This is a genomic window from Hyphomonas sp. ske169, assembly GCF_056850855.1.
In genome coordinates, this window is sequence record NZ_CP096146.1 from 106061 (window position 1) to 126112 (window position 20052).

At 55.6% G+C, this 20052-nt stretch carries 21 protein-coding genes and 1 tRNA gene; 21 read left to right on the top strand and 1 reads right to left on the bottom strand.

The features are described 5' to 3' along the window. The first annotated feature begins 25 nt into the window (after positions 1 to 25). From MY069_RS00565 to tgt, 5 genes are all read left to right on the top strand, one after another. Positions 26 to 1282 carry a hydrolase gene (locus MY069_RS00565; RefSeq protein WP_482795132.1) on the top strand — a complete coding sequence of 419 codons (1257 nt, stop codon included), beginning with the start codon at positions 26 to 28 and terminating at the stop codon, positions 1280 to 1282. Positions 1283 to 1296: 14 nt separating this feature from the next. Next, positions 1297 to 2301 carry an arginine N-succinyltransferase gene (locus MY069_RS00570; protein ID WP_482796733.1) on the top strand — a complete coding sequence of 335 codons (1005 nt, stop codon included), beginning with the start codon at positions 1297 to 1299 and terminating at the stop codon, positions 2299 to 2301. A gap of 1 nt (position 2302) precedes the next feature. After that, positions 2303 to 3757 (top strand): succinylglutamate-semialdehyde dehydrogenase, encoded by a 1455-nt coding sequence (gene astD / locus MY069_RS00575; RefSeq protein WP_482795133.1) that lies wholly within the window; start codon positions 2303 to 2305, stop codon positions 3755 to 3757. 112 nt (positions 3758 to 3869) lie between these two features. Further along, complete coding sequence (gene astB / locus MY069_RS00580; RefSeq protein ID WP_482795134.1) at positions 3870 to 5198, top strand: N-succinylarginine dihydrolase; 1329 nt, start codon at positions 3870 to 3872, stop codon at positions 5196 to 5198. Between the two features lie 3 nt (positions 5199 to 5201). After that, positions 5202 to 6347: a tRNA guanosine(34) transglycosylase Tgt gene (gene tgt, locus MY069_RS00585; protein WP_482795135.1), complete on the top strand. Its 1146-nt coding sequence runs from the start codon at positions 5202 to 5204 to the stop codon at positions 6345 to 6347. Here the strand turns inward: tgt and MY069_RS00590 are convergent. Continuing rightward, entirely contained in the window at positions 6344 to 6841 is a 498-nt protein-coding gene (locus MY069_RS00590) for a hypothetical protein (RefSeq protein ID WP_482795136.1), read from the bottom strand. The genes tgt and MY069_RS00590 overlap by 4 nt on opposite strands. A 210-nt stretch (positions 6842 to 7051) precedes the next feature. Here MY069_RS00590 and MY069_RS00595 point away from each other — a divergent pair. The 16 genes from MY069_RS00595 to soxX all read left to right on the top strand — a co-directional run bounded on the left by MY069_RS00595 (position 7052) and on the right by soxX (position 20049). Beyond that, a tRNA-Lys gene (locus MY069_RS00595) sits at positions 7052 to 7127 on the top strand. Between the two features lie 365 nt (positions 7128 to 7492). Then, complete coding sequence (locus MY069_RS00600) at positions 7493 to 8740, top strand: TIGR03032 family protein (protein ID WP_482795137.1); 1248 nt, start codon at positions 7493 to 7495, stop codon at positions 8738 to 8740. A 60-nt stretch (positions 8741 to 8800) separates the two neighbouring features. Then, on the top strand, positions 8801 to 9289 hold the full coding sequence (locus MY069_RS00605; RefSeq protein WP_482795138.1) for a gluconokinase: 489 nt from the start codon (positions 8801 to 8803) through the stop codon (positions 9287 to 9289). Between the two features lies 1 nt (position 9290). Further along, positions 9291 to 9635 (top strand): winged helix-turn-helix domain-containing protein, encoded by a 345-nt coding sequence (locus MY069_RS00610; protein ID WP_482795139.1) that lies wholly within the window; start codon positions 9291 to 9293, stop codon positions 9633 to 9635. A 52-nt stretch (positions 9636 to 9687) separates the two neighbouring features. Further along, a complete protein-coding gene (locus MY069_RS00615) occupies positions 9688 to 11223 on the top strand; it encodes an NTP transferase domain-containing protein (RefSeq protein WP_482795140.1) in 1536 nt (511 codons plus the stop codon). Next, positions 11216 to 12247 (top strand): GTP 3',8-cyclase MoaA, encoded by a 1032-nt coding sequence (moaA, locus tag MY069_RS00620; protein WP_482795141.1) that lies wholly within the window; start codon positions 11216 to 11218, stop codon positions 12245 to 12247. Before MY069_RS00615 ends, moaA begins: the two co-directional genes overlap by 8 nt. A 1-nt stretch (position 12248) precedes the next feature. Then, positions 12249 to 12497, top strand: coding sequence for a MoaD/ThiS family protein (locus tag MY069_RS00625; protein WP_482795142.1), 249 nt, complete (start codon positions 12249 to 12251; stop codon positions 12495 to 12497). Between the two features lies 1 nt (position 12498). Next, positions 12499 to 12960: a molybdenum cofactor biosynthesis protein MoaE gene (locus tag MY069_RS00630; protein ID WP_482795143.1), complete on the top strand. Its 462-nt coding sequence runs from the start codon at positions 12499 to 12501 to the stop codon at positions 12958 to 12960. A gap of 2 nt (positions 12961 to 12962) precedes the next feature. Then, the gene (gene moaB / locus MY069_RS00635; protein WP_482795144.1) at positions 12963 to 13493 is read left to right on the top strand and encodes a molybdenum cofactor biosynthesis protein B; all 531 of its coding nucleotides are present in this window, start codon (positions 12963 to 12965) and stop codon (positions 13491 to 13493) included. Then, entirely contained in the window at positions 13494 to 13976 is a 483-nt protein-coding gene (moaC, locus tag MY069_RS00640; protein WP_482795145.1) for a cyclic pyranopterin monophosphate synthase MoaC, read from the top strand. After that, complete coding sequence (locus tag MY069_RS00645) at positions 13973 to 15175, top strand: molybdopterin molybdotransferase MoeA (protein ID WP_482795146.1); 1203 nt, start codon at positions 13973 to 13975, stop codon at positions 15173 to 15175. The genes moaC and MY069_RS00645 overlap by 4 nt, the downstream gene beginning before the upstream one ends. A gap of 157 nt (positions 15176 to 15332) precedes the next feature. Then, a complete protein-coding gene (locus tag MY069_RS00650; protein ID WP_482795147.1) occupies positions 15333 to 15785 on the top strand; it encodes a (2Fe-2S)-binding protein in 453 nt (150 codons plus the stop codon). 11 nt (positions 15786 to 15796) lie between these two features. Continuing rightward, positions 15797 to 18010, top strand: a complete 2214-nt coding sequence (locus MY069_RS00655; protein WP_482795148.1) for a xanthine dehydrogenase family protein molybdopterin-binding subunit — start codon at positions 15797 to 15799, stop codon at positions 18008 to 18010. After that, positions 18003 to 18338: a c-type cytochrome gene (locus tag MY069_RS00660; RefSeq protein ID WP_482795149.1), complete on the top strand. Its 336-nt coding sequence runs from the start codon at positions 18003 to 18005 to the stop codon at positions 18336 to 18338. The genes MY069_RS00655 and MY069_RS00660 overlap by 8 nt, the downstream gene beginning before the upstream one ends. Then, complete coding sequence (locus tag MY069_RS00665; RefSeq protein ID WP_482795150.1) at positions 18338 to 19612, top strand: NAD(P)/FAD-dependent oxidoreductase; 1275 nt, start codon at positions 18338 to 18340, stop codon at positions 19610 to 19612. Before MY069_RS00660 ends, MY069_RS00665 begins: the two co-directional genes overlap by 1 nt. Beyond that, the gene (soxX, locus tag MY069_RS00670; protein WP_482795151.1) at positions 19609 to 20049 is read left to right on the top strand and encodes a sulfur oxidation c-type cytochrome SoxX; all 441 of its coding nucleotides are present in this window, start codon (positions 19609 to 19611) and stop codon (positions 20047 to 20049) included. Before MY069_RS00665 ends, soxX begins: the two co-directional genes overlap by 4 nt. Positions 20050 to 20052: the final 3 nt, after the last annotated feature.

A 20052-nucleotide genomic window follows, 5' to 3' on the forward strand; every position in this document is an offset into this window, starting at 1 on the left:
TGAAAAAGCGTGAAACCAAAGCGACATGGTCGATCTCAGTATAAAAAACACCGAGGACGAAGCGATTTGCGAGCGCGTGCTCGGGCTAAATGCAGACATGCAAGCGCGGATGTTCAAATGGGCCGAAATCAACACCGGCAGCTGGAACCGCGAAGGCTTAGATGTGCTCGCACCGCAATTGGGCGATGCTTATAGTGCGCTGGAAGCAGATATTGAACTGATAGCCACTGAGCCATTCGAGAAAATCGCCAACAATGGCCAAATTGAAGCCTTCGAGACCGGTCCAGTCATTCGCATCTCGTCTCGCCCAGATGCCGACATGCAAGTCATCATGAGTGGGCACTATGATACGGTCTTCCCACCGGGTACTTTTACCGACATCAAAGATATTGGCGATGACAAGTATAACGGACCAGGCCTCGCTGATATGAAAGGCGGACTGTCTGTCATGCTCGGCGCGCTGCAAGCGTTTGAAGCGGGGCCGTTAAAAGACAAGCTCGGCTATCAAATCGTGATCACGCCAGACGAAGAAACCGGCAATTTCGCCAGCGCGCCATTCCTCACCGAAGCGGCACAATCCGGCGCCATGATCGGCATGACTTACGAGCCATGTATGGACACCGGCGCGATGTCGGGCGGCCGAAAAGGCTCAGCGGTCTTTGATGTTGTATTGCATGGCCGTTCAGCGCATGCCGGACGAGCGAAAGAAGAGGGGCGCAGCGCGGTAGAAGCGGCCGCTGCCATGGTCGTCGCCTTAGAGCAATTAAATGGCCAACGCGATGGGGTGACCTTTAATGTTGGTTCGATCGATGGCGGCAGCGCCGTAAACATCGTTCCAGATCTCGCCATTGTCCGTTTTGGCGCGCGCGCACCCGATGCAGAGGCCGCCGCTTGGGCCACTGAACAAGTCAACGCGCTGCTCGCTAAAGCCAAAGCAAGGGATGGCATTAGCGGCCACATACATGGCGGCTTCTATCGCCCGCCAAAACCACGAAACCAAGCACAGCAAATGCTGTTCGACGCGGTCGCTGACACCGGCAAAGCGATCGGGCTTGAGCTTGAATTTGTTGACACCGGTGGTGTCTGCGAGGGCAACAATATCTTCGCGGCGGGCGTCCCGAATGTGGATACGCTTGGCGTCATGGGTGGACGGATCCACTCAGACGAAGAATATGTGGTCATGTCGAGTTTTGTGGAGCGTGCACAATTGTCTGCGTTATTGCTAAATCGGATTGCGGATGGGCGCCTCGACGCCAAGAAAATTAAGGCACTGATGGGATGAGTTCGCCATATGTAATGCGTCCAGCGGAGTTGTCGGATTATGACGCGCTTCGCTCAATGGCTGTTGAATCAGGGGCAGGTTTCACCTCCTTGCCTGTCGATGAAGAGATCTTGCGCAACAAACTTTTAAAGTCTGTCGATTCTTTTGCCGGACGGTTAGAGACACCCGAGTACGGTAAGTATCTGATGATGCTGGAAAATACCGAAACCGGCGAAATCGGCGGCTGTAGCGCGGTTAAAGCCGGCGTTGGCGTGAAATCACCTTTCTTCAATTATCGCATCATCACGCTGGCTCAAGCGAGCCAAGAGGCCGAACGCCGGTTCGATATGGATGCTTTGATCCTGACCAATGAATTTGTCGGGTGCACTGAAGTCGGAACACTGTTTCTACGACCAGAACATCGCGGCGCCGGCGTTGGACGCTTGCTCGCACAATCGCGCTATTTGCTCATCAATACGAAGCCGGAATGGTTTGGCGAGAAAATCATCGCGGAGCTACGCGGTGTCGTCTCTAACGAAGGCGAAACGCCGTTTTGGGAGTGTCTCGGACGGCACTTTTTCAAAATGTCTTTCACCGAGGCGGATTATCTCTCCGCCACCACCGATAATCAGTTCATTCTCGACTTGATGCCGAAATATCCGATCTATGTGGATCTGTTGCCCAATGAGGCGCGGGAAGTGATTGGCCGGTGCCATGTTGATGGTGTTCCGGCGTATAAGTTGCTGGAATGGGAAGGATTTAATTTCGAGAATGTCGTCGATATTTTCGATGGCGGGCCGATCATGCAGGTTAGCCAAACCCATATTCGGACGGCGCGCGAAAGCAAAGTGATGGAACTCGATGTCGGCGCGGCTACAGGCTCGACTGGGATTGCAGCGCGTATGGACCTAGAGCATTACCGCGCCTGCCTAATTGAGGGCGCGATTATTGGCGAACAACGCTTTATGACGACGCAAGAAACGCTCGACAAACTTAAACTTAAGCGGGGCGATAAAGCCCGCATTTGGCTGAGGAGTTAACATGGCCAAAAGCGTATATATTGATGGGCGCTGGTCGGATGGAACCGATGATTGGTTTGAAAAGACCAATCCAGCCAATGGTGAAACGAGTTGGGATGGGCAATCGGCGAGCGGCGATCAAGTCACCGACGCTGTTGCCTCTGCCCGAAAGGCGCAAACAGACTGGGCCCGCCGCCCGCAACACGATCGTACAACGATCCTTGAGGCCTATGCTGAAGAGCTGAAGAAGCGTGCTGATTCAATCGCCGCTGCGATCAGCGCCGATATGGGTAAAGTAGCCTGGGATGCGCGCGCGGAAGCTGGCGCGATGGCGGGTAAAGTTGCGATCTCGATAAAGGCGCAAGTCGAACGCGCTGGAACAGCATTTTCCGAGGCCGCTTTTGGCTCCATGCATTTAACCCACCGGCCACACGGCGTTATGGCCGTGTTCGGGCCGTTCAATTTCCCCGGCCATTTGCCGAACGGGCATATCGTTCCGGCGCTGCTGGCGGGGAACACTTGCGTTCTGAAACCCTCAGAGCTTGCTCCATCGGTCGCGCACATCATGGTCGATGCGTTTGAAGCGGCGGGTTTGCCTGCGGGTGTGCTCAATGTCGTTCAAGGCGGCCGCGACACTGGCGCCGCGCTGCTCGATGATGACATCAATGGCTTGCTGTTCACAGGCTCGGCTCAGACCGGTTTGTTCTTTCATCGCCATTTTGCCGGCCGTCCAGAAGTTATCTTGGCGCTCGAAATGGGCGGCAACAATCCATTGATCATCTGGGATCCGGCTGATGTCGATGCCGCGGCTGATGTCGCAGCACAGTCAGCCTTTCTCACAACAGGTCAGCGCTGTTCCTGCGCCCGCCGGGTTATTCTGCCGACTGGCAAATGGGGCGACTCAGTTGTCGATGCGATTGTTTCTCGGGCCAAAGATCTTAGGATTGGCGACGCCAGCGATGACGAGGCCTTTATGGGCCCACTCGTCTCTGAGCAAGCGGCCCAGAATGCGATCGATTTCCAAATGATGCTGTCTAAAAAGGGCGGTAAGTCGCTCCGACGTCTAAAACGCATGGAACGCGGCGGCGGGTTCGTGACCGCCGGCGTAATCGATGTGACCGACGCAACCGGAATTCCCGATGAAGAATTGTTCGGGCCTTTGATGCAGATTATCCGGGTGGATGATTTTGATGAGGCGATCCGGCGATCGAACGACACCAAATACGGGCTCTCTGGCGGTCTGGTCAGCGATGATGATGCATTGTGGCTGCGGGCGCATGCCGAGATGAAAGCAGGCATTCTAAATCGCAATCGCCCAACGGCTGGCGCCAGTGGGGCAATGCCCTTTGGCGGCCCTGGCCATTCAGGGAATTTCCGTCCGGGTGCATATTATGCGGCTGACTATTGTGCATGGCCGCAAGCCAGCCAGGTGTCGGATCAAGCCCAGCGTCTTGGCGCAATCGGATTCCCGAAGTAGAGAACCCGCATCCATTTTCAGCTTCGCCCTGAGCCTGTCGAGACGCGAACGCTGACCATATCATTCGGGCGTTAAAAGGACGCCCTTCGACAGGCACAAGGCAGGGGTTCCCATGTCTTCTACCGAAACTGTTGAAGTCAATTTCGACGGCCTGATCGGGCCTAACCACAATTATGGCGGCATGTCTGACGGCAATCTCGCCAGTCAGACCAATGCAGGCGATGTCTCCAACCCGCGCGAAGCCGCGCTGCAGGGGCTCGAGAAAATGCGCATGCTCGTCAAAGCGGGCTTTATCCAAGGCGTAATCCCGCCGCTGGCGCGACCAAATTTGGGATTCCTGGTCGATGCAGGCTTTCACGGAACTGATGCTGCGATCATAGAAGCTGCCGCGAAACAAGCCCCGCGGCTCTTGAAAGCGGCGTATTCAGCCAGCTCGATGTGGACCGCCAATGCGGCCACTGTCTCTCCCTCGGCGGATACCGAAGACGGACGATTACACCTGACTAGTGCCAATCTGTCCTCCATGTTGCACAGATCCATCGAACATCCCGAAACCACCAGCACGCTCGCAACGATCTTTGAAGCTGAAGACGCATTTGCGGTTCACGCGGCTTTGCCAATGCATGCCGATTTCGCTGATGAAGGCGCCGCAAACCATGTCCGGCTATGCAGCGCCCATGGCGAGCGCGGCGTCGAGCTCTTCGTCTATGGCCGCGAAGCGGGTGAATCCGTAGACGGGTTCCCAGCGCGGCAAACCAAACTCGCCTGCGAAAGCGTTGCGCGTGCTCATGGCCTAAACGGCGCTCGCACTGTCATGGCGCGCCAATCGGCAACGGCGATCAATGCAGGCGCGTTTCATAATGATGTCGTCTGCGTCGGAACGCTGGACACTTTATTCTTCCACGAAGACGCGTTTGAGGACAATGACGCCACATTGGAAGATATTCGCCGCGCTGCCGATGGCTTGTTTGAGCTTAAGCCGGTCATGGTGCCGCGCGATCAAGTTCCGCTCGAGGACGCGATCAAGTCTTACTTGTTCAATTCGCAACTGCTGCAATGGCCCGGCGAAGACCGCTTGGTGCTGCTCGCGCCGACCGAAACAGAAGACAATGCAAAGACCCGCGCCTATTGCGAATCGCTGGTCGCCGGGAATGGCCCGATCGGGCGGGTCCAATTCGCTGATGTACGCCAATCCATGCGCAATGGTGGCGGCCCAGCTTGTTTGCGTCTCCGCGTGGTGATGACGGCGGAAGAGCGTGCTGCCTGCCATCAAGGCGTGCTGCTGGACGAAGGAAAAATCGATGCGCTGCAGGAAGTTGTCCGCGCGACGTATCGCGATCAACTCTCGGCGAAGGATCTCACTGATCCCGCCTTTGCCGAAGAGTGTCTCACCGCACGTGAAAGACTGTTCGGAGTGCTCGACCTGGGCGGCTTGGCGTAAGCGATGACACGCTTTCCATTCAAAATAGCCGCCACAGATGGCGCCGCGCGAACCGGTACACTATCGACCTCGCGCGGTGACATTCGAGCGCCAGCGTTTATGCCGGTGGGCACGGCCGGCACGGTGAAAGCGCTCTACACCGATCAAGTCAAACAAGCCGGTGCCGACATTATCCTCGGTAACACTTATCACTTAATGCTGCGGCCTGGTGCCGAGCGGGTGAAAAAGCTTGGCGGGCTGCATGAGTTTAGCAAATGGTCGGGACCCATGTTGACCGATAGTGGCGGCTTCCAGGTCTGGTCGCTGTCACAGCTCCGCAAAATGGACGCGGACGGCGTCACGTTTCGCAGCCATATTGATGGCTCTGAGCATCGGTTGACGCCGGCTCGCAGCATCGAGATCCAAGCCGATTTGCTCGGCGCGGACATATCGATGCAGCTCGATGAGTGTACCGACTATCCGTGCACGCATGAGGAAGCAGAGCGCTCTATGAAGCTTTCACTCGATTGGGGTGAACGGTCATTAGAAGCATTCGGAACACGCGACCGGCAGACCTTGTTCGGCATTGTTCAGGGTTCCAATTTTCCTGACCTGAGGGAGGCCTCGGCCAAGGCCGTTTCAACGCAAGGCTTTGGCGGCATCGCGCTTGGCGGGCTGGCGGTCGGTGAAGGGCATGACCAAATGTGCCGCACGATCGATATGACCATGCCGCACCTGCCAGCTGACTATCCGCGCTATGTGATGGGCGTCGGCAAACCGATTGATTTGGTCGAGGCGGTCGCACGCGGTGTGGATATGTTTGACTGCGTGCTGCCGACGCGCGCGGGGCGCCATGGCCAGGCCTGGACCTGGGATGGGCCGATCAATCTCAAAAATGCGCGCTTTGCCGAAGATCAGTCGCCGCTCGATGAGGCGGTGCCATGTCCAGCGAGCCAGGACTATAGCAAAGCCTATTTGCATCATCTGATACGGTCCGGTGAATATCTCGGCTCTATGGTGCTCAGCTGGCACAATACGGCCTTCTTCCAAGCTTTGATGCAACGAATGCGCGAGGCGATAACGGCCGGAGAGTTCCAAACCTTACGCGCAGAGCTCTCAACCCGTTGGGCATCGACCAAATCCAAGCCTAAAGCCGAAACGAAAGCCTAGCGAAACACTACTTTCGGTTCGACCTCAGGGATCGGCAGCGGCGCCGCAGGGTATGGGCATTCTTTCATCAATCCGATGCCTTTTAAAAATGTCCGCCGGTGAGAACCGCGCTCATAGGCTTTACGGACTTTGCTCGCGTGGCTGTTGGCACCACTAACCGTGCGGACAATGCCGCGATATGGAATGAAACCCGAAGCGGTTGAAGCTACTGTATCAAGAAAGGCGGTTGAGGCGCCGTCTGCGGCCTGTTCGCTCATGCCTTTCTTGTCAGGCGGCGGAATGTCCCAGTCACGGCCTAGGAGCTCGTTGAGCCGCGTGACCTCGGTCGCAATCTCATCACAGGTCATCTCTAAGTCGACGGCATATGGGTTATGGATCTTCTTAAACTCTTCAGGCGCATTCTCGCGGATCAAATTGACGTCCTTAAGAGGGGAGGCGGCGGCATCGCCGAAGCCATCTTGCGACTGCTGCACAGCCCGCTCGGTAGCGCTCACAGAGTTGGGGTCAGCAGAGGTCTCTTGTGGGGGAGTGGTGGTCGCACAAGCGGCAAAAGATACGATCGAAACAAGGGGTAAAAATATACGCGTCATGCGTTCACTTTGAAACCAAGACGCCTGAAAGACAAGTTTCTGTCTTTGCGATTTATTTCCGCAGCAAAAGACGTTGACCGCGCCCAGGCACTCAACTAAATGGGCCGTTCGGATGCGCCCATAGCTCAGTTGGTAGAGCAACTGACTTTTAATCAGTAGGTCACAGGTTCGAATCCTGTTGGGCGTACCAATCACCGAAACCAGAAAATGCTTAGTTTTCTGGTCTCTGTGTGATCCATAATTGCACATAATGTAGATTATCGAATATTCATCACAAGACCTCCCGTGATCATTATGGATCCGAGGACGGCGTAAATTCACGAGTTTCTTCAGTCTGGTCGTGTGATCGCTTACTCTGTCGCTAGCGCTGCTACCTCCCCCCCTCTTCTGATTCATTCTCTGATTCAGGCTTCGTTAAGAAAGCACGGAGGCGCTGAACGTCCGCAATCGATGCGTAGTTCTCGCAGTGTCTCAATCTTTCTCGGCGCTCTTGAAGCGGCCAGAAATTTCTAGTCGATGTTTCTGCACACCATCCAAACCAGAGGGACGACTGCGATGAAACTCTTCGGCAAATCCAACCGAGATAGCGAGATAGATACGCCCATGGCCGTCCAAGAAACAGACGTCTCCCCGCCTGACGTAGAGCCAACCCCCGATGCGCCTGATGGAGGCGCAAGCCCAGATGCGGCTACAGAAACTGCGCCATCCGAGCAAAAGACGACGGATATTTCCTTTTCAGGCGACTTGTACAATTTTCTCGCCTCGCGTCAGATTTCGCTGGCGTTTACGTCATATCAGACCGGCATTCTCTACATTCTTGGCCACGGTCTGGATCGGAAACTCTCGCTGCATCAAGCCCGCTATCCGCAAGCTATGGGCGTGGTGGGTGACGGTGCACGAATATATCTCGCCTCACTCAATCAGATTATCCGTCTCGAAAACGTGCTCGGGCCAGATCAAATCGCCAATTCTAAATTTGATAAAGTCTATGTCCCGCGGAACTTTCAGACCACAGGCGCAGTGGATCTGCATGAAATCGGCGTGACCAGCGAAGGCAAAGTTGTGTTCATCAACACCAAATATTCCTGCCTCTGCGAGCTCAGCCTCAAACACAGTTTCAAGCCGATCTGGAAGCCCTCTTTCATCAGCCAAATCGTGCCCGAGGATCGCTGCCACTTGAATGGCCTCGCTATGCTCGACGGCAAACCGAAATATGCCAGCGCGGTATGCCGGTCTGATGTTGTCGATGGTTGGCGTGACCGGCGGCATGATGGCGGGGTTATCATCGATATCGAGACCGACGAGATTGTTGCAGAGGGGCTCTCAATGCCGCACTCGCCGCGGGTCTATGACGGCAAATTATGGGTGGCAAATTCGGGTACCGGAGAAATTGGCTGGATTGATGAAGACAGCAAAACCTTACAACCAGTCGCCTTCTGCCCTGGCTTTATCCGCGGATTGGCATTTGTAGATGGGTACGCCATCGTGACCCTGTCCAAGCCGCGCTATAAGCGCTTTGACGGTTTGGCGCTGGCCGACACATTGGAAGAAAAAGACGCTGATCCATGGTGCGGCGTGCAAGTCATCTCCCTCGCCGATGGATCTGTTGCACACTGGATCCGATTTGATGGCTTGATCCAAGAATTCTTCGACGTCTGTGTCTTGGCTGGCGTGAAAGATGCGCTGACCATCGGGCCACAAACCGCGGAGTTTAACTCGTTCATTTCGATTGAGGCTGGATTGCTCCAAGAGGAAACCGCAAGCGATGTCGCGGTCGAGGACGAAGCGGCGGCAGAGGCTTAGTTCTCAAACACCTCAGTTCGGATTAGATATGTACCCTAAGCAGCTGATGAGAAATGTGTTTTGCGGCAACTCTATATCATTATGGGCCCAGCTGGTTGCGGGAAGTCCTCGATCACAGAGGCGCTAAGTGAAGCGACCGGTTGGCCGATGATTGAGGCTGACGATCATCACTCAGACGCGAATGTCGCCAAACAAGCGGCGGGCCATCCGCTCACCGACGAGGATCGCGCCGCCTGGATCGACAGCATCGTGAACGCGGTCAATGGCGGGACCGAAACAAACACCCTGCTCGCTTGTTCTGCGCTGACGCCCTATGTGCAAGAACGGTTGAGCGGCGAACTAGAGCCCGAGTGTCATTGGTTCCTGCTGGAGGTTTCTGAAGCAGAATTGGCGCGCCGGCTCTCGTCCCGCAAAGATCATTTCATGCCAGCGTCTTTGCTTCAGGATCAGCTTGAGGCCCTATCCGCACCCAATGAGGCGCATCGGATCAATGGCGAGCAGAGCATTGAGCGGATTTGCGCTGATATCCTTGGCCTGTTTAATAGCTAAGATGACCGCGCCCCGCCTAAGCCTCCGGATCGACTTGCCCAACGGAACACGTTTCGGACCTGGCAAAGCCGCCCTACTCTCGACCTTGATTGAAACTGGATCGATTCGGGCGGCCGCTGAGCGTTTGAAAATGTCCTATCCTCGGGCCTTGAAGCTGATCGAGCAAATGAATGACAGTTTCGACGCCCCATTGGTCGAAACAAAACATGGCGGTGCGGATGGCGGCGGAACACATGTGACAGCACAAGGACGCGACGTGCTCGGTCTCTATGAAGCAATTTGCCAGGCCGCGGAAGCCGCTAGCACGGAAGCCTTCCAAAAATTGTCCCGTTATATTCGAGATTAGACTGGCCTCGATCTAAATCGTGGTTTACATCGCCTCTATGGCAGCGATGGCAATGACCGGCGAACACGCGGAAGACGTGCTGAGACAGCTCTTGGCTTGGCTTGAAACCGGTCAATCCTGTGCGCTTGTGGTAGTGACAGACACGACCGGCGGCGCGGTCCGCGCGCCGGGGGCACTATTGGCCGTCGGACCGGATCAACATATTGGCTATATATCAGGCGGCTGCATTGATGCCGATGTTTGTTTTCAAGCGAGACAAGCGTGTGAGTTGAGCGAACACAAACAGCTCCGCTATGGCGCTGGCTCACCCTTCGTCGATCTCCCCCTCCCCTGTGGCGGCGCCATTGAGGTGCAGATTATTCCTGCTCCTGACCGCCTTTTGATTGAGACGGCGCTCAAGACACTGGTTGGCAGGCAACAGCTACATCTCTCACTCATGCCAGAGGGTTTGCTTCAAATCGGACCTGGTCGTATCGATGGCGCTTCGACCCGCAAATTTTTTCATTACGCGCCGAAGCTGCGAATGCGCATTGCCGGACGCGGCGCAGATGCGCTTGCGCTCGCGAAGATTAGTGAAGCGGCGGGCTATGATACTATTTGCCAATTGCTGGACGATGACGACATTAATGACGCCAAAGCCGCGGGCCTGAAGCAGGTCCAGCGCCTCACCGTTCCGACTGATTTGAAACTCGCCCAAGACGATGAATGGACCGCCTTCGTGCTGCTGTTCCATGACCAAGATTGGGAAATCCCGCTGCTTCAACAGGCGCTTACCGGATCCGCATTTTACATTGGCGCCGTAGGGAGCCGAACCACCCATGAGCGAAGATGTTTAGCTCTCAAAACGGCGGGGAGTGATGCTTCCGAGATTGTCCGCGTGCGTGGACCGATTGGCTTGGTTCCTTCGCTTCGAGATGCCTCTTTTCTTGCGATCTCCACGCTTGCGGAGATTGTCGATGCATTCCCTGGCGTGATCACGGCGGCGCGTCAGAATACAGCCGTTATATTGCTGGCTGCTGGCGCCTCAAGCCGGTTTGAAGAAGGCGACAAATTACTCGCGGACCTGAATGGAAAGTCTGTATTGGAGCATGCGAGCACCGTAGCCGCCACAACCGCTTACGCTGCCAAACTCGCCATCACACCGGGATCTGGATCAAAACGCTCTGACCTGCTGCAAACCCAAGGATGGGAGATTGTCGGCAATCCTGACCATCGAAATGGGCAGGCCTCGTCGCTCAGATGCGGCTTGGACAAGATTAAACACAACAAAGACATCGACCAGGTCATTCTGCTCTTAGGAGACATGCCGCACGTGCCCAGCAGTCATCTTAAAGACATGCTGACCTTGGCTGAACAAAATCGGGTGACGGCGATCATGAGCGATTGTGAAGGGGTTTTGTGCCCCCCTGCTCTGTTTAAGCGCGTACACTTTGAAGAACTCGCAGCGCTGGAGGGCGATCGCGGGGCGAAATCTGTGTTTATGGCGCTCAACTCTGGCGCCGCGACGCTGCCCCTCGACGCAGAACACGGTCGAGACATCGATTGTGTTGCCGATTTAAAAGAAGCCGAAGAGGTGATTCATGCCTGAGGGCCTCATTCAACCAAGCCCCGCACCACTGGTCGATCAGTTTGGACGCCAGGTGACCTATCTCCGTATGTCGGTTACCGATCGCTGCGATCTTCGCTGTACCTATTGCATGGCCGAGAAGATGCAGTTTTTACCGAAGCGCGAACTGCTCACCATCGAGGAATTGGACGCCGTCGCTCAAGCTTTCATTCGGCGGGGTGTGCAGAAAATCAGGATCACAGGTGGTGAGCCGCTCGTCCGCAAAGGCATGCCTGAATTGTTTGAGCGGTTAGGGTCCTATTTGGGGCACGGTCTAGAAGAGCTGACCCTGACCACCAATGGCACGCTACTGGAGCAATATGCCGATATGCTGGCACGGAATGGTGTAAAGCGAATCAATGTCTCACTCGATTCGCTCGATCCGGAAGTGTTTGCACGCGTAACTCGGCGCGGAAAACTCAACCAAGTCCTTACCGGAATTGATGCGGCACTCGCGGCTGGTTTGAAGATCAAAATCAACACAGTCGCGCTCAAGCATGAGAACATGAATGAGCTGCCGCAAATGATCGAATGGGCGCATAGCAAAGGCATGGAGCTCACACTGATCGAAGTGATGCCGCTTGGCGAAACCGGTGAAGATCGGATCGATCAATACATTCCGCTCCCCATGGTGCGGGATCAGCTCGAGCAGAATTGGACGCTCACCGACGATGACCAAACGCGGGTGAATGCGGGCCCATCTCGCTATGTCCGCGTAGAGGAAACCGGCGGAAAACTCGGTTTCATCACGCCTTTGACCAATAATTTCTGCGCCGGGTGCAATCGCGTTCGGGTAACCTGCACGGGCCGGATCTATATGTGCCTCGGCCAAGACGATCATATTGATCTACGCAGCGCTTTGCGCGACAGCGCTGCGCCAGATGAGGCTCTAAATGCGTGTCTCGACCGGGCGCTATTTAAGAAACCCGAACGGCATGAATTCGCAATCGACCGTCGAGGCCAAGATCCGTCCTTACCGCGTCATATGTCCGTGACAGGAGGCTAGGATGATCAAACTGATTTATTTCGGCCGCTTGAGTGACGTGACGGGCAAAACAGAAGAAATGCTGGACCTGCCCGATACCGTTGAGACGGCTGGCGATCTCCGCAACTGGCTAGATGTACGCTTTGACGCCAAAGGCGCACTCTTAGAGCCCACAGTACGCATCGCGCTTGATCAAGAGATCATTTTCGACGGGACGCCGCTTGGCAGCGCGCAAGAGATTGCCTTCATGCCGCCGGTTGGAGGCGGATAGTATGATCCAAGTTTCCGATAAATCCATTGACGCAGGCAAAGCAATCGCAGCTTTCGAAAAGACCCTCAGCGACGCGGGCGGCGTTGTTATTTTCACGGGCCAGGTTCGACCGGAGTCGAAATTAGGACGCGTCACCTCGCTCACCCTGCAAGCCTATTCGCCGATGACGGAGAACGGCATCGAAGGAGCGCTTTCAGAAGCTAAAACCCGATGGCCACTCTCGAATGCCCACATTCTTCATCGCACAGGCAAGATGCTGCCCGGCGAAACAATAGTATTCGTGGCCACTGCCTCAAAACATCGGCGCGCGGCCTTTGAGGCGGCGGATTTCCTGATGGATTATCTCAAAACTGAAGCTGTTTTTTGGAAAAAAGAAACAACCGACAACGGCGCGGATTGGATCGAACCGCGCGCTGATGATTATCAAGATGCCGCGCGCTGGCGCGACGAGAAAGCGAGTTAAGAATGGCTGGAATAGATGAAACCCTATCCTTCACGCCGGTGCGGATCGCAGTGCTTGTTGTCAGTGACACACGGACCCTCGATACAGACACATCTGGCGCGTTACTGGTGGATCGGTTGCAGACGGCGGGGCACGAGCTTGCAGACCGCAAAATTGTTGTCGATGACCCAGCTTTAATTCGAGAGACTGTGAAAGCCTGGATTGATGACCCGGAAGTCGATGTCGTCATCTCTAGCGGAGGAACCGGCCTGACGGGCCGGGATGTGACGCCAGAGGCGGTGTCGCCTCTGTTTGAGAAAACGATTGATGGGTTCTCTGTGATTTTTCACCAAGTCAGCTATCAAAGCGTTGGCCTCTCCACGCTGCAGTCTCGCGCGATTGCAGGCCTGGCCAATGGGACGTTCATCTTCTGTCTGCCGGGCTCGAATGGCGCGGTAAAAGATGGTTGGGATAAAGTTATTTCTCTACAACTCGATAGCCGCCACAAACCCTGCAATCTGGTCGAGATCATGCCGCGACTGATGGAGACTTAAGTGAGTGACCTGACGCATATTGGACCGGACGGGCGCGCGCGCATGGTGGATGTGAGCGACAAGGATGACACAGCCCGCGTGGCGATCGCACATGGGTTCATCACTGTTTCCAAGAGCGCATTTGACCTCGCCCAGGGGCGCGATACGAAAAAAGGCGATCCGATCGCAATTGCTGAACTCGCGGGCATTATGAGTGCGAAACGAACCGCAGATCTCATTCCACTTTGCCATCCGCTGCCGATCACTGGTGTGAAAGTCGAGATTGTTCCACACCCTGATCGTAGTGCATTTGAAGTGGTTGCACGGGTAAAAACCACGGGTAAGACAGGCGTCGAAATGGAAGCGCTCACTTGCGTCAGCACCTCCTGTCTCACGCTTTATGACATGCTCAAGGCCGTGGACAAAACCATGGTCATTCATGGGATAGAGTTGCTGGAAAAATCTGGCGGAAAATCGGGACTATATCGAAAGCTAGATGCATGAGCGGCATGATCAGCGTTTCTGAAGCGCTCACGCTCGTTCAAGCGCATCGCCCGACTTTGTCAAAGGAATCCGTCCCGCTCGAAGCAGCATTGGGACGACGGCTCGCGGCACCGGTGATTGCTCAACGCACGCATCCTCCTGCCGCCATGTCGGCGATGGACGGTTATGCTGTAAAGCTGAGTGACGTTTGCAAAGAAAACGCTCAACTTCGAGTGATTGGCGAGGCGCCCGCTGGGCGTCCATTTGAAGGGGAAATTGGAGCTGCTGAGGCGGTTCGGATCTTTACCGGCTCGGTCATTCCCGCAGGCGCTGACACGGTTATCATCCAGGAAAATGTTGAGCGCGACGGCGATCAGATTGTCAGTTTGGAGGCCTATGATCACCCACGCCATATCCGGGCGGCAGGCTTGGATTTCAGGACTGGCGATGTTTTGATCGAAGCAGGCACTAAGCTTGAAGCGCCTCATCTATCCGCTGCGGCGGCTAGCAATAATGCGAACGTGGTCATCGAGCGACGTTTCCGAGTTGGCCTGCTCGCCAATGGGGATGAGTTGCGCCCCCCAGGCTCGGATCTGGGGCCCGGCGAGATTATCAACTCTAATCCTTATGGGCTGAAAGCCTTGGTCGAGCATTGGGGCGGAGAAGCGGTTGATCTAGGTATCGCAGGCGACAGTGTTGAAGCCATCGAAACCATTATCTCTCGCGCGAAAGATATAGATGTTTTCGTTCCGATCGGCGGCGCTTCAGTGGGCGATCATGATCACATGCGGACCGCCTTTGGGAATGCCGGCTTTGAACCTGTGTTTGAGAAGATTGCCGTGCGCCCCGGAAAACCCACTTGGTTTTCCAAATCAACTAATGCCCTTGTTTTGGGCCTGCCGGGCAACCCTGCCTCAGCCATGGTCTGCGCGCACATGTTTCTATCGACACTCGTGGGCCACGACCCGTATCAGTCGCTGGTCAAAGGCAAACTGATCAAAAGTGTCGAAGCAAATGGCCCGCGGGAGCATTTGATGCGCGCCCGTTTAAGTGTTGCAGCAGATGGCGGTTTTGAGATCGATCCGACGATCAATCAGGATAGTTCTTTGTTGCGTCCATTCCTAACATGTAACGCGCTTCTACGCCGTCTGCCGAACGCCCCTACCCTGGCGGCTGGGGAAACCGCAGACGCTTTGGTGATCGGTTCGCTTCTGACCTGAACATTACAGTTTGCGAATGTGACGCATCTGCAAAGATAATCGATTAATTCCTCGTGATTGCACTTTACTCGCTGAACGTTTCGATCATTATTTAGGTTAACGCGCGAAGGTTTGTTCTATAGGGGACGACCGCGCCAAGTGCTGGAGGCTGCACGCAATGGCGACACTTAAGATAAACGGAGAATCGGTGACGGTAGATGTGGAGGACGATACGCCTCTGCTCTGGGTGCTCCGTGAACAAGTCGGGCTCACCGGCGCAAAATATGGTTGCGGCATTGCTCAATGCGGGACCTGCACCATCCATGTTGATGGCGCGCCCGTTCGCTCTTGCGTCTATCCCGTCGGCGCGTTGAGCGGTGAAGAAGAAATTACCACAATTGAAGGCCTTTCAGACGATGCCAGCCACCCAGTTCAACAGGCCTGGGCAGAACTGGACATCCCTCAGTGCGGATATTGCCAACCTGGCATGATCATGGCCGTCGCTGGCATGCTCAATGACAATCCAAATCCAACCGACGAAGACATTGATGCCGAGATTACGAACATTTGCCGGTGCGGCACGCTCGCGCGGGTTCGTAAAGGCATCAAACTCGCCGTCGATAAGTCATAAGGGGAAACATCATGGCTGATACAGGATTACTTTCCCGCCGCGGATTTATTGTCGGAACCGGCGCTACGGGACTCACAATTGGTATTTTGGCGAGCTGCGCCCCAGCTTCAAATGAACCAGAGGCGCCTGATTATTCAGATTTGCCGCCAAATCCAGAGGTAAACGCGTGGGTGCACATCGATCACGATGATACCGTTACGGTGCGCATCGCCCGCTCTGAAATGGGTCAAGGGACGCTGACCGGGCTCGCGCAATTGGTGGCCGATGAACTCGATGCCGATTGGGACAAGGTGACCACTGAATACCCAACACCAGGCGAAAACCTTGCCCGTGAGCGCGTCTGGCGGGATTACTCGACAGGCGGAAGCCAAGGCATTCGCGGGTCGCAGGATTATGTCCGCGAGGGCGCTGCGGCGGCTAAAGCGATGTTGATTGAAGCCGCTGCAAATGAATGGGGCGTTCCGGCAAGCGAGTGTACATCAGAAAATAGCGTGATCACACATGGGCCAAGTGGTCAGACGACGACTTACGGCAAAGTCGCCAATGCGGCGGCAGAGCTTGCGCCACCACTTGAGGTCAGGGTCAAAGACCCCAGTGAGTGGAAGATCATTGGTCAAGCTAAGAAACGCCTTGATACTGCTGATAAGCTGACTGGGAAGCAAATCTATGGCGCGGACCTTCAGCTCGAGGGCATGCTCAACGCATCCATCAAGCAGGCGCCGAAGATTGGCGCGACACTGAAATCATTTGATGCTTCAGCGGTTGAAAGCATGCCCGGCGTTCGCAAAGTTGCGGCGATTAAAAACCCGTTCGGCGAAGACAATAATGCCGTGGCGGTGATCGCTGATACGTGGTGGCAAGCCAATAAGGCGCTCGAAGCCCTTCCAATCGAGTGGGAAGGCGGCGTTGATTTTTCAACAGCTGAATTCGAAGCGGAATTGGATGAAGGTCTCACCGCAGACGAAGCCTTTGTCGGCAATGGCGGCGGAGACCTGGCCGGCGCGTTTGAAGGAGCCGCTCAGATGGTTGAAGCGACCTACAATATGCCGCTTCAGAACCATGCCTGTATGGAGCCGATGAATACGACGGCCCTCTATACCGAAGATCGTTGCGAAATTTGGTGTCCCACTCAGAATGGCGAGTCTGCATTGGCGGCCGTTTCTGAGGCGTCTGGGCTCCCAATCGAACAGTGCGAAGTATATAAAATCCATCTCGGCGGCGGATTTGGTCGGCGCGGTATGCCTGATTATGTCCACCTTTCCGTGCGGGTTGCGATGGAAATGCCTGGCACGCCGATCAAGCTGCTTTGGACCCGCGAAGAAAGCATGATGCATGGCTTCTTTCATCCAACAACGAAAGCTAAGGTGCGCGGGTCTTTGGACGCGGATGGCAATTTAACCGGCTTGCATATGCGAATTTCCGGGCAGTCGATTTTGGCGGCTCTGATCCCGCAAGCGCTCCAGAATGGTGTCGACTATGCAACCTTCCAGGGCTTGTTGCCTTCAGGCGTCGATCCGCGTCTGGAAGATCAGACGCTAAAATATTCTTTCGATAATTTCTTGATCGATCACGCGATGCGGAATCCGCCTGTGCGCCCAGGATTCTGGCGCGGGGTGAACCTCAATCAGAACGCAATCTACCTTGAATGCTTCATGGATGAGCTCGCCCACGCGGCGGGTCGTGATCCACTTGAATTCCGTCTCGCCCATTTGCAAGACGCCCCGCTCGCCGCAGCGGTATTGCAGGCGGTTGCGGATAAGTCAGGCTGGGGTCAAGACGATGGCAAAGCGCGCGGTCTGTGCGTGATGTACGGCTTTGGCGCCTATGTCGCCGCCTGTGCGGAAGTCACTGTCAGCAATGATGGCGCGCTTTCGATTGATCGCATTGTTGCCGCGACTGACCCAGGCCATGCGGTCAACCCTCAACAAATTGAAGCGCAGGTTGAAGGCTCCTTTGTCTACGGCCTATCCGCGATGCTGTATGGCGAAATCACCTATGAAGGCGGCGAAGTCCAAGAGCGGAATTTTGATACGTTCAATTCCTTGCGCATCGCAGACATGCCAGAAGTCGAAACCATTATCATGCCGTCCGGTGGTTTCTGGGGCGGCGTTGGTGAGCCAACCATTGCGGTGGCCGCGCCAGCGGTCTTGAACGCCATTTATGCGGCGACAGGAAAGCGTGTTCGCCAACTTCCGATTAAGGATCAAAACCTTCGGGATGCGTAATGCATCTCTGATGACCGCAATCTGGCCGCTAAGCCTTCTTGGTTTAGCGGCATGCGGAAATGCAGAAAATGCAACTCAAGACTCGTCTCTAGACCAATCAACTGACCGTGCCGCCGTCCTCGCGCTCGCCTGTAGCGGTTGCCACAGCGATCGATCCGGAGCAATCGCATCTCTTACGGGCTATCCGTCTGACCTCATGCGAGACAGTCTTCTCGCTTATAAAACCGATCCTAATGGGACGACAGTGATGCATCGTCTCGCCCGAGGGTATTCGGACGCCGACATAGAGCTGATTAGCGCCTATCTCGGCGCGGAGGACGCCTCTTGATGCCCGCATCGCTCACCCGCCGCACGCTGTTGCAAAGCGCTCTACTCGGCGCGGGGGCAGCGAGCCTACCGCTGTCCGCCATTAGCCAAGTCCGCGCAAAGATTGTCATTGTCGGCGGCGGGTTCGGCGGCGCGAGTGCGGCACGGGTGCTGAAGCAATTGCTGCCCGCATCCACAGTTACTCTGATCGAAGCTAACCCCATCTATACCGCCTGCCCGTTCAGCAATCTCGTGATTGGGACGGATCGCTCGCTCTCGGCGCAGAAATTTGCCTATGACTCGATCGCCTCGACTGGGGTCGAAGTGATTACTGCGCGCGCTGCGGAAGTTGATGCAAATCAACAGCTCGTCACGCTGCAAGACGGCAGCAAGCTTTCCTATGACCGCTTAATTCTTTCGCCCGGTGTCGACATGCGCTGGGGCGCTAGAGAGGGCTATTCAGAGGCCGCCGCCGAGATCATGCCCCATGCTTGGAAAGCTGGCGCGCAAACCGAGTTACTCAAAGCTCAGCTTGTCGCGCTGGAAGATGGCGCTCCGGTGGTGATGACCGTGCCCCCTGCTCCGTATCGCTGTCCACCTGGGCCTTATGAGCGCGCCTCAATGATCGCGCACTATCTCAAAGCGAAAAAGCCGCGCTCGAAATTGATTGTACTCGATGCGAAAGATCAGTTTTCGAAAATGGCCCTCTTCCAAGAAGCTTGGGCGGAGCATTATCCCGATCATTTGGAATGGCGCGGCGCAATCGATGATGGCGCCGTGACTCGCGTCGATGCCAAACTTGGGATGGTCTACACTGATTTTGATGAGATCCGCGCGCCCGTTATCAATGTCATCCCGCCACAAAAAGCGGGCAGTATCGCAGACCGCGCCGGAGCGACAGATCTCACCGGATGGTGCCCCATTGATCCGCTGACATTTTCCTCAACCCTGCAAGACAAGATCCATGTTATCGGCGACGCCACCATCGCCGCGCCGATGCCGAAATCTGCCTTCTCGGCCAACCTTCAAGCCAAAATCTGCGCCTATGCAGTGGCGCGCATGCTGTCGGATTTGGACCCGGCCCCAACCGTGCTCGCAAACACATGCTATTCCTACACGACACCAAATGAAGCGATTTCAATCGCTGGGGTCTACTCAAATGCGGACGGAAAACTCGCGAGCATTGAAGGCGCAGGCGGAATTAGTCCGCTTGCCGCCAATAAGGCCACCCGCAATGCCGAAGCGGCCCAGGCAGCGCACTGGTTTGAGACGATCACTGCCGAGGCTTTTGGGTGAAACCTTGGCTGGTCTGCGTTATGGTTTCGCTCGCAGCATGTGGCGGGGAAAAGCCGCAGCTCGTCACCCCTGATCAGATCGTTGGTGATGCGATCCCAATCTCGCTAACCGAAACCCACGGAAATGCAAACCAAGGCGAAGGCGTGTTCACAGACCGCGAGCGCGGCCATTGCATTCTTTGTCACGCGGTGAATGGCCTCGACGCCGAATTTCAAGGCAACGTCGGCCCAGATCTCACTTTTGTCGGCGCCCGCTTGAACCCCGGACAGATCAGGCTACGAATTGTTGATTATGAAACTGTACGGCCAGGCACCTTGATGCCCTCCTATTATCGCATTCATGACTTGTATCAGGTGGGTGAAGCCTATGAAGGCGCCCCTGTCCTGAGCGCCCAAGAGGTTGAAGACTTGGTCAGCTATTTGAGCGAAAGGAGATAAAGC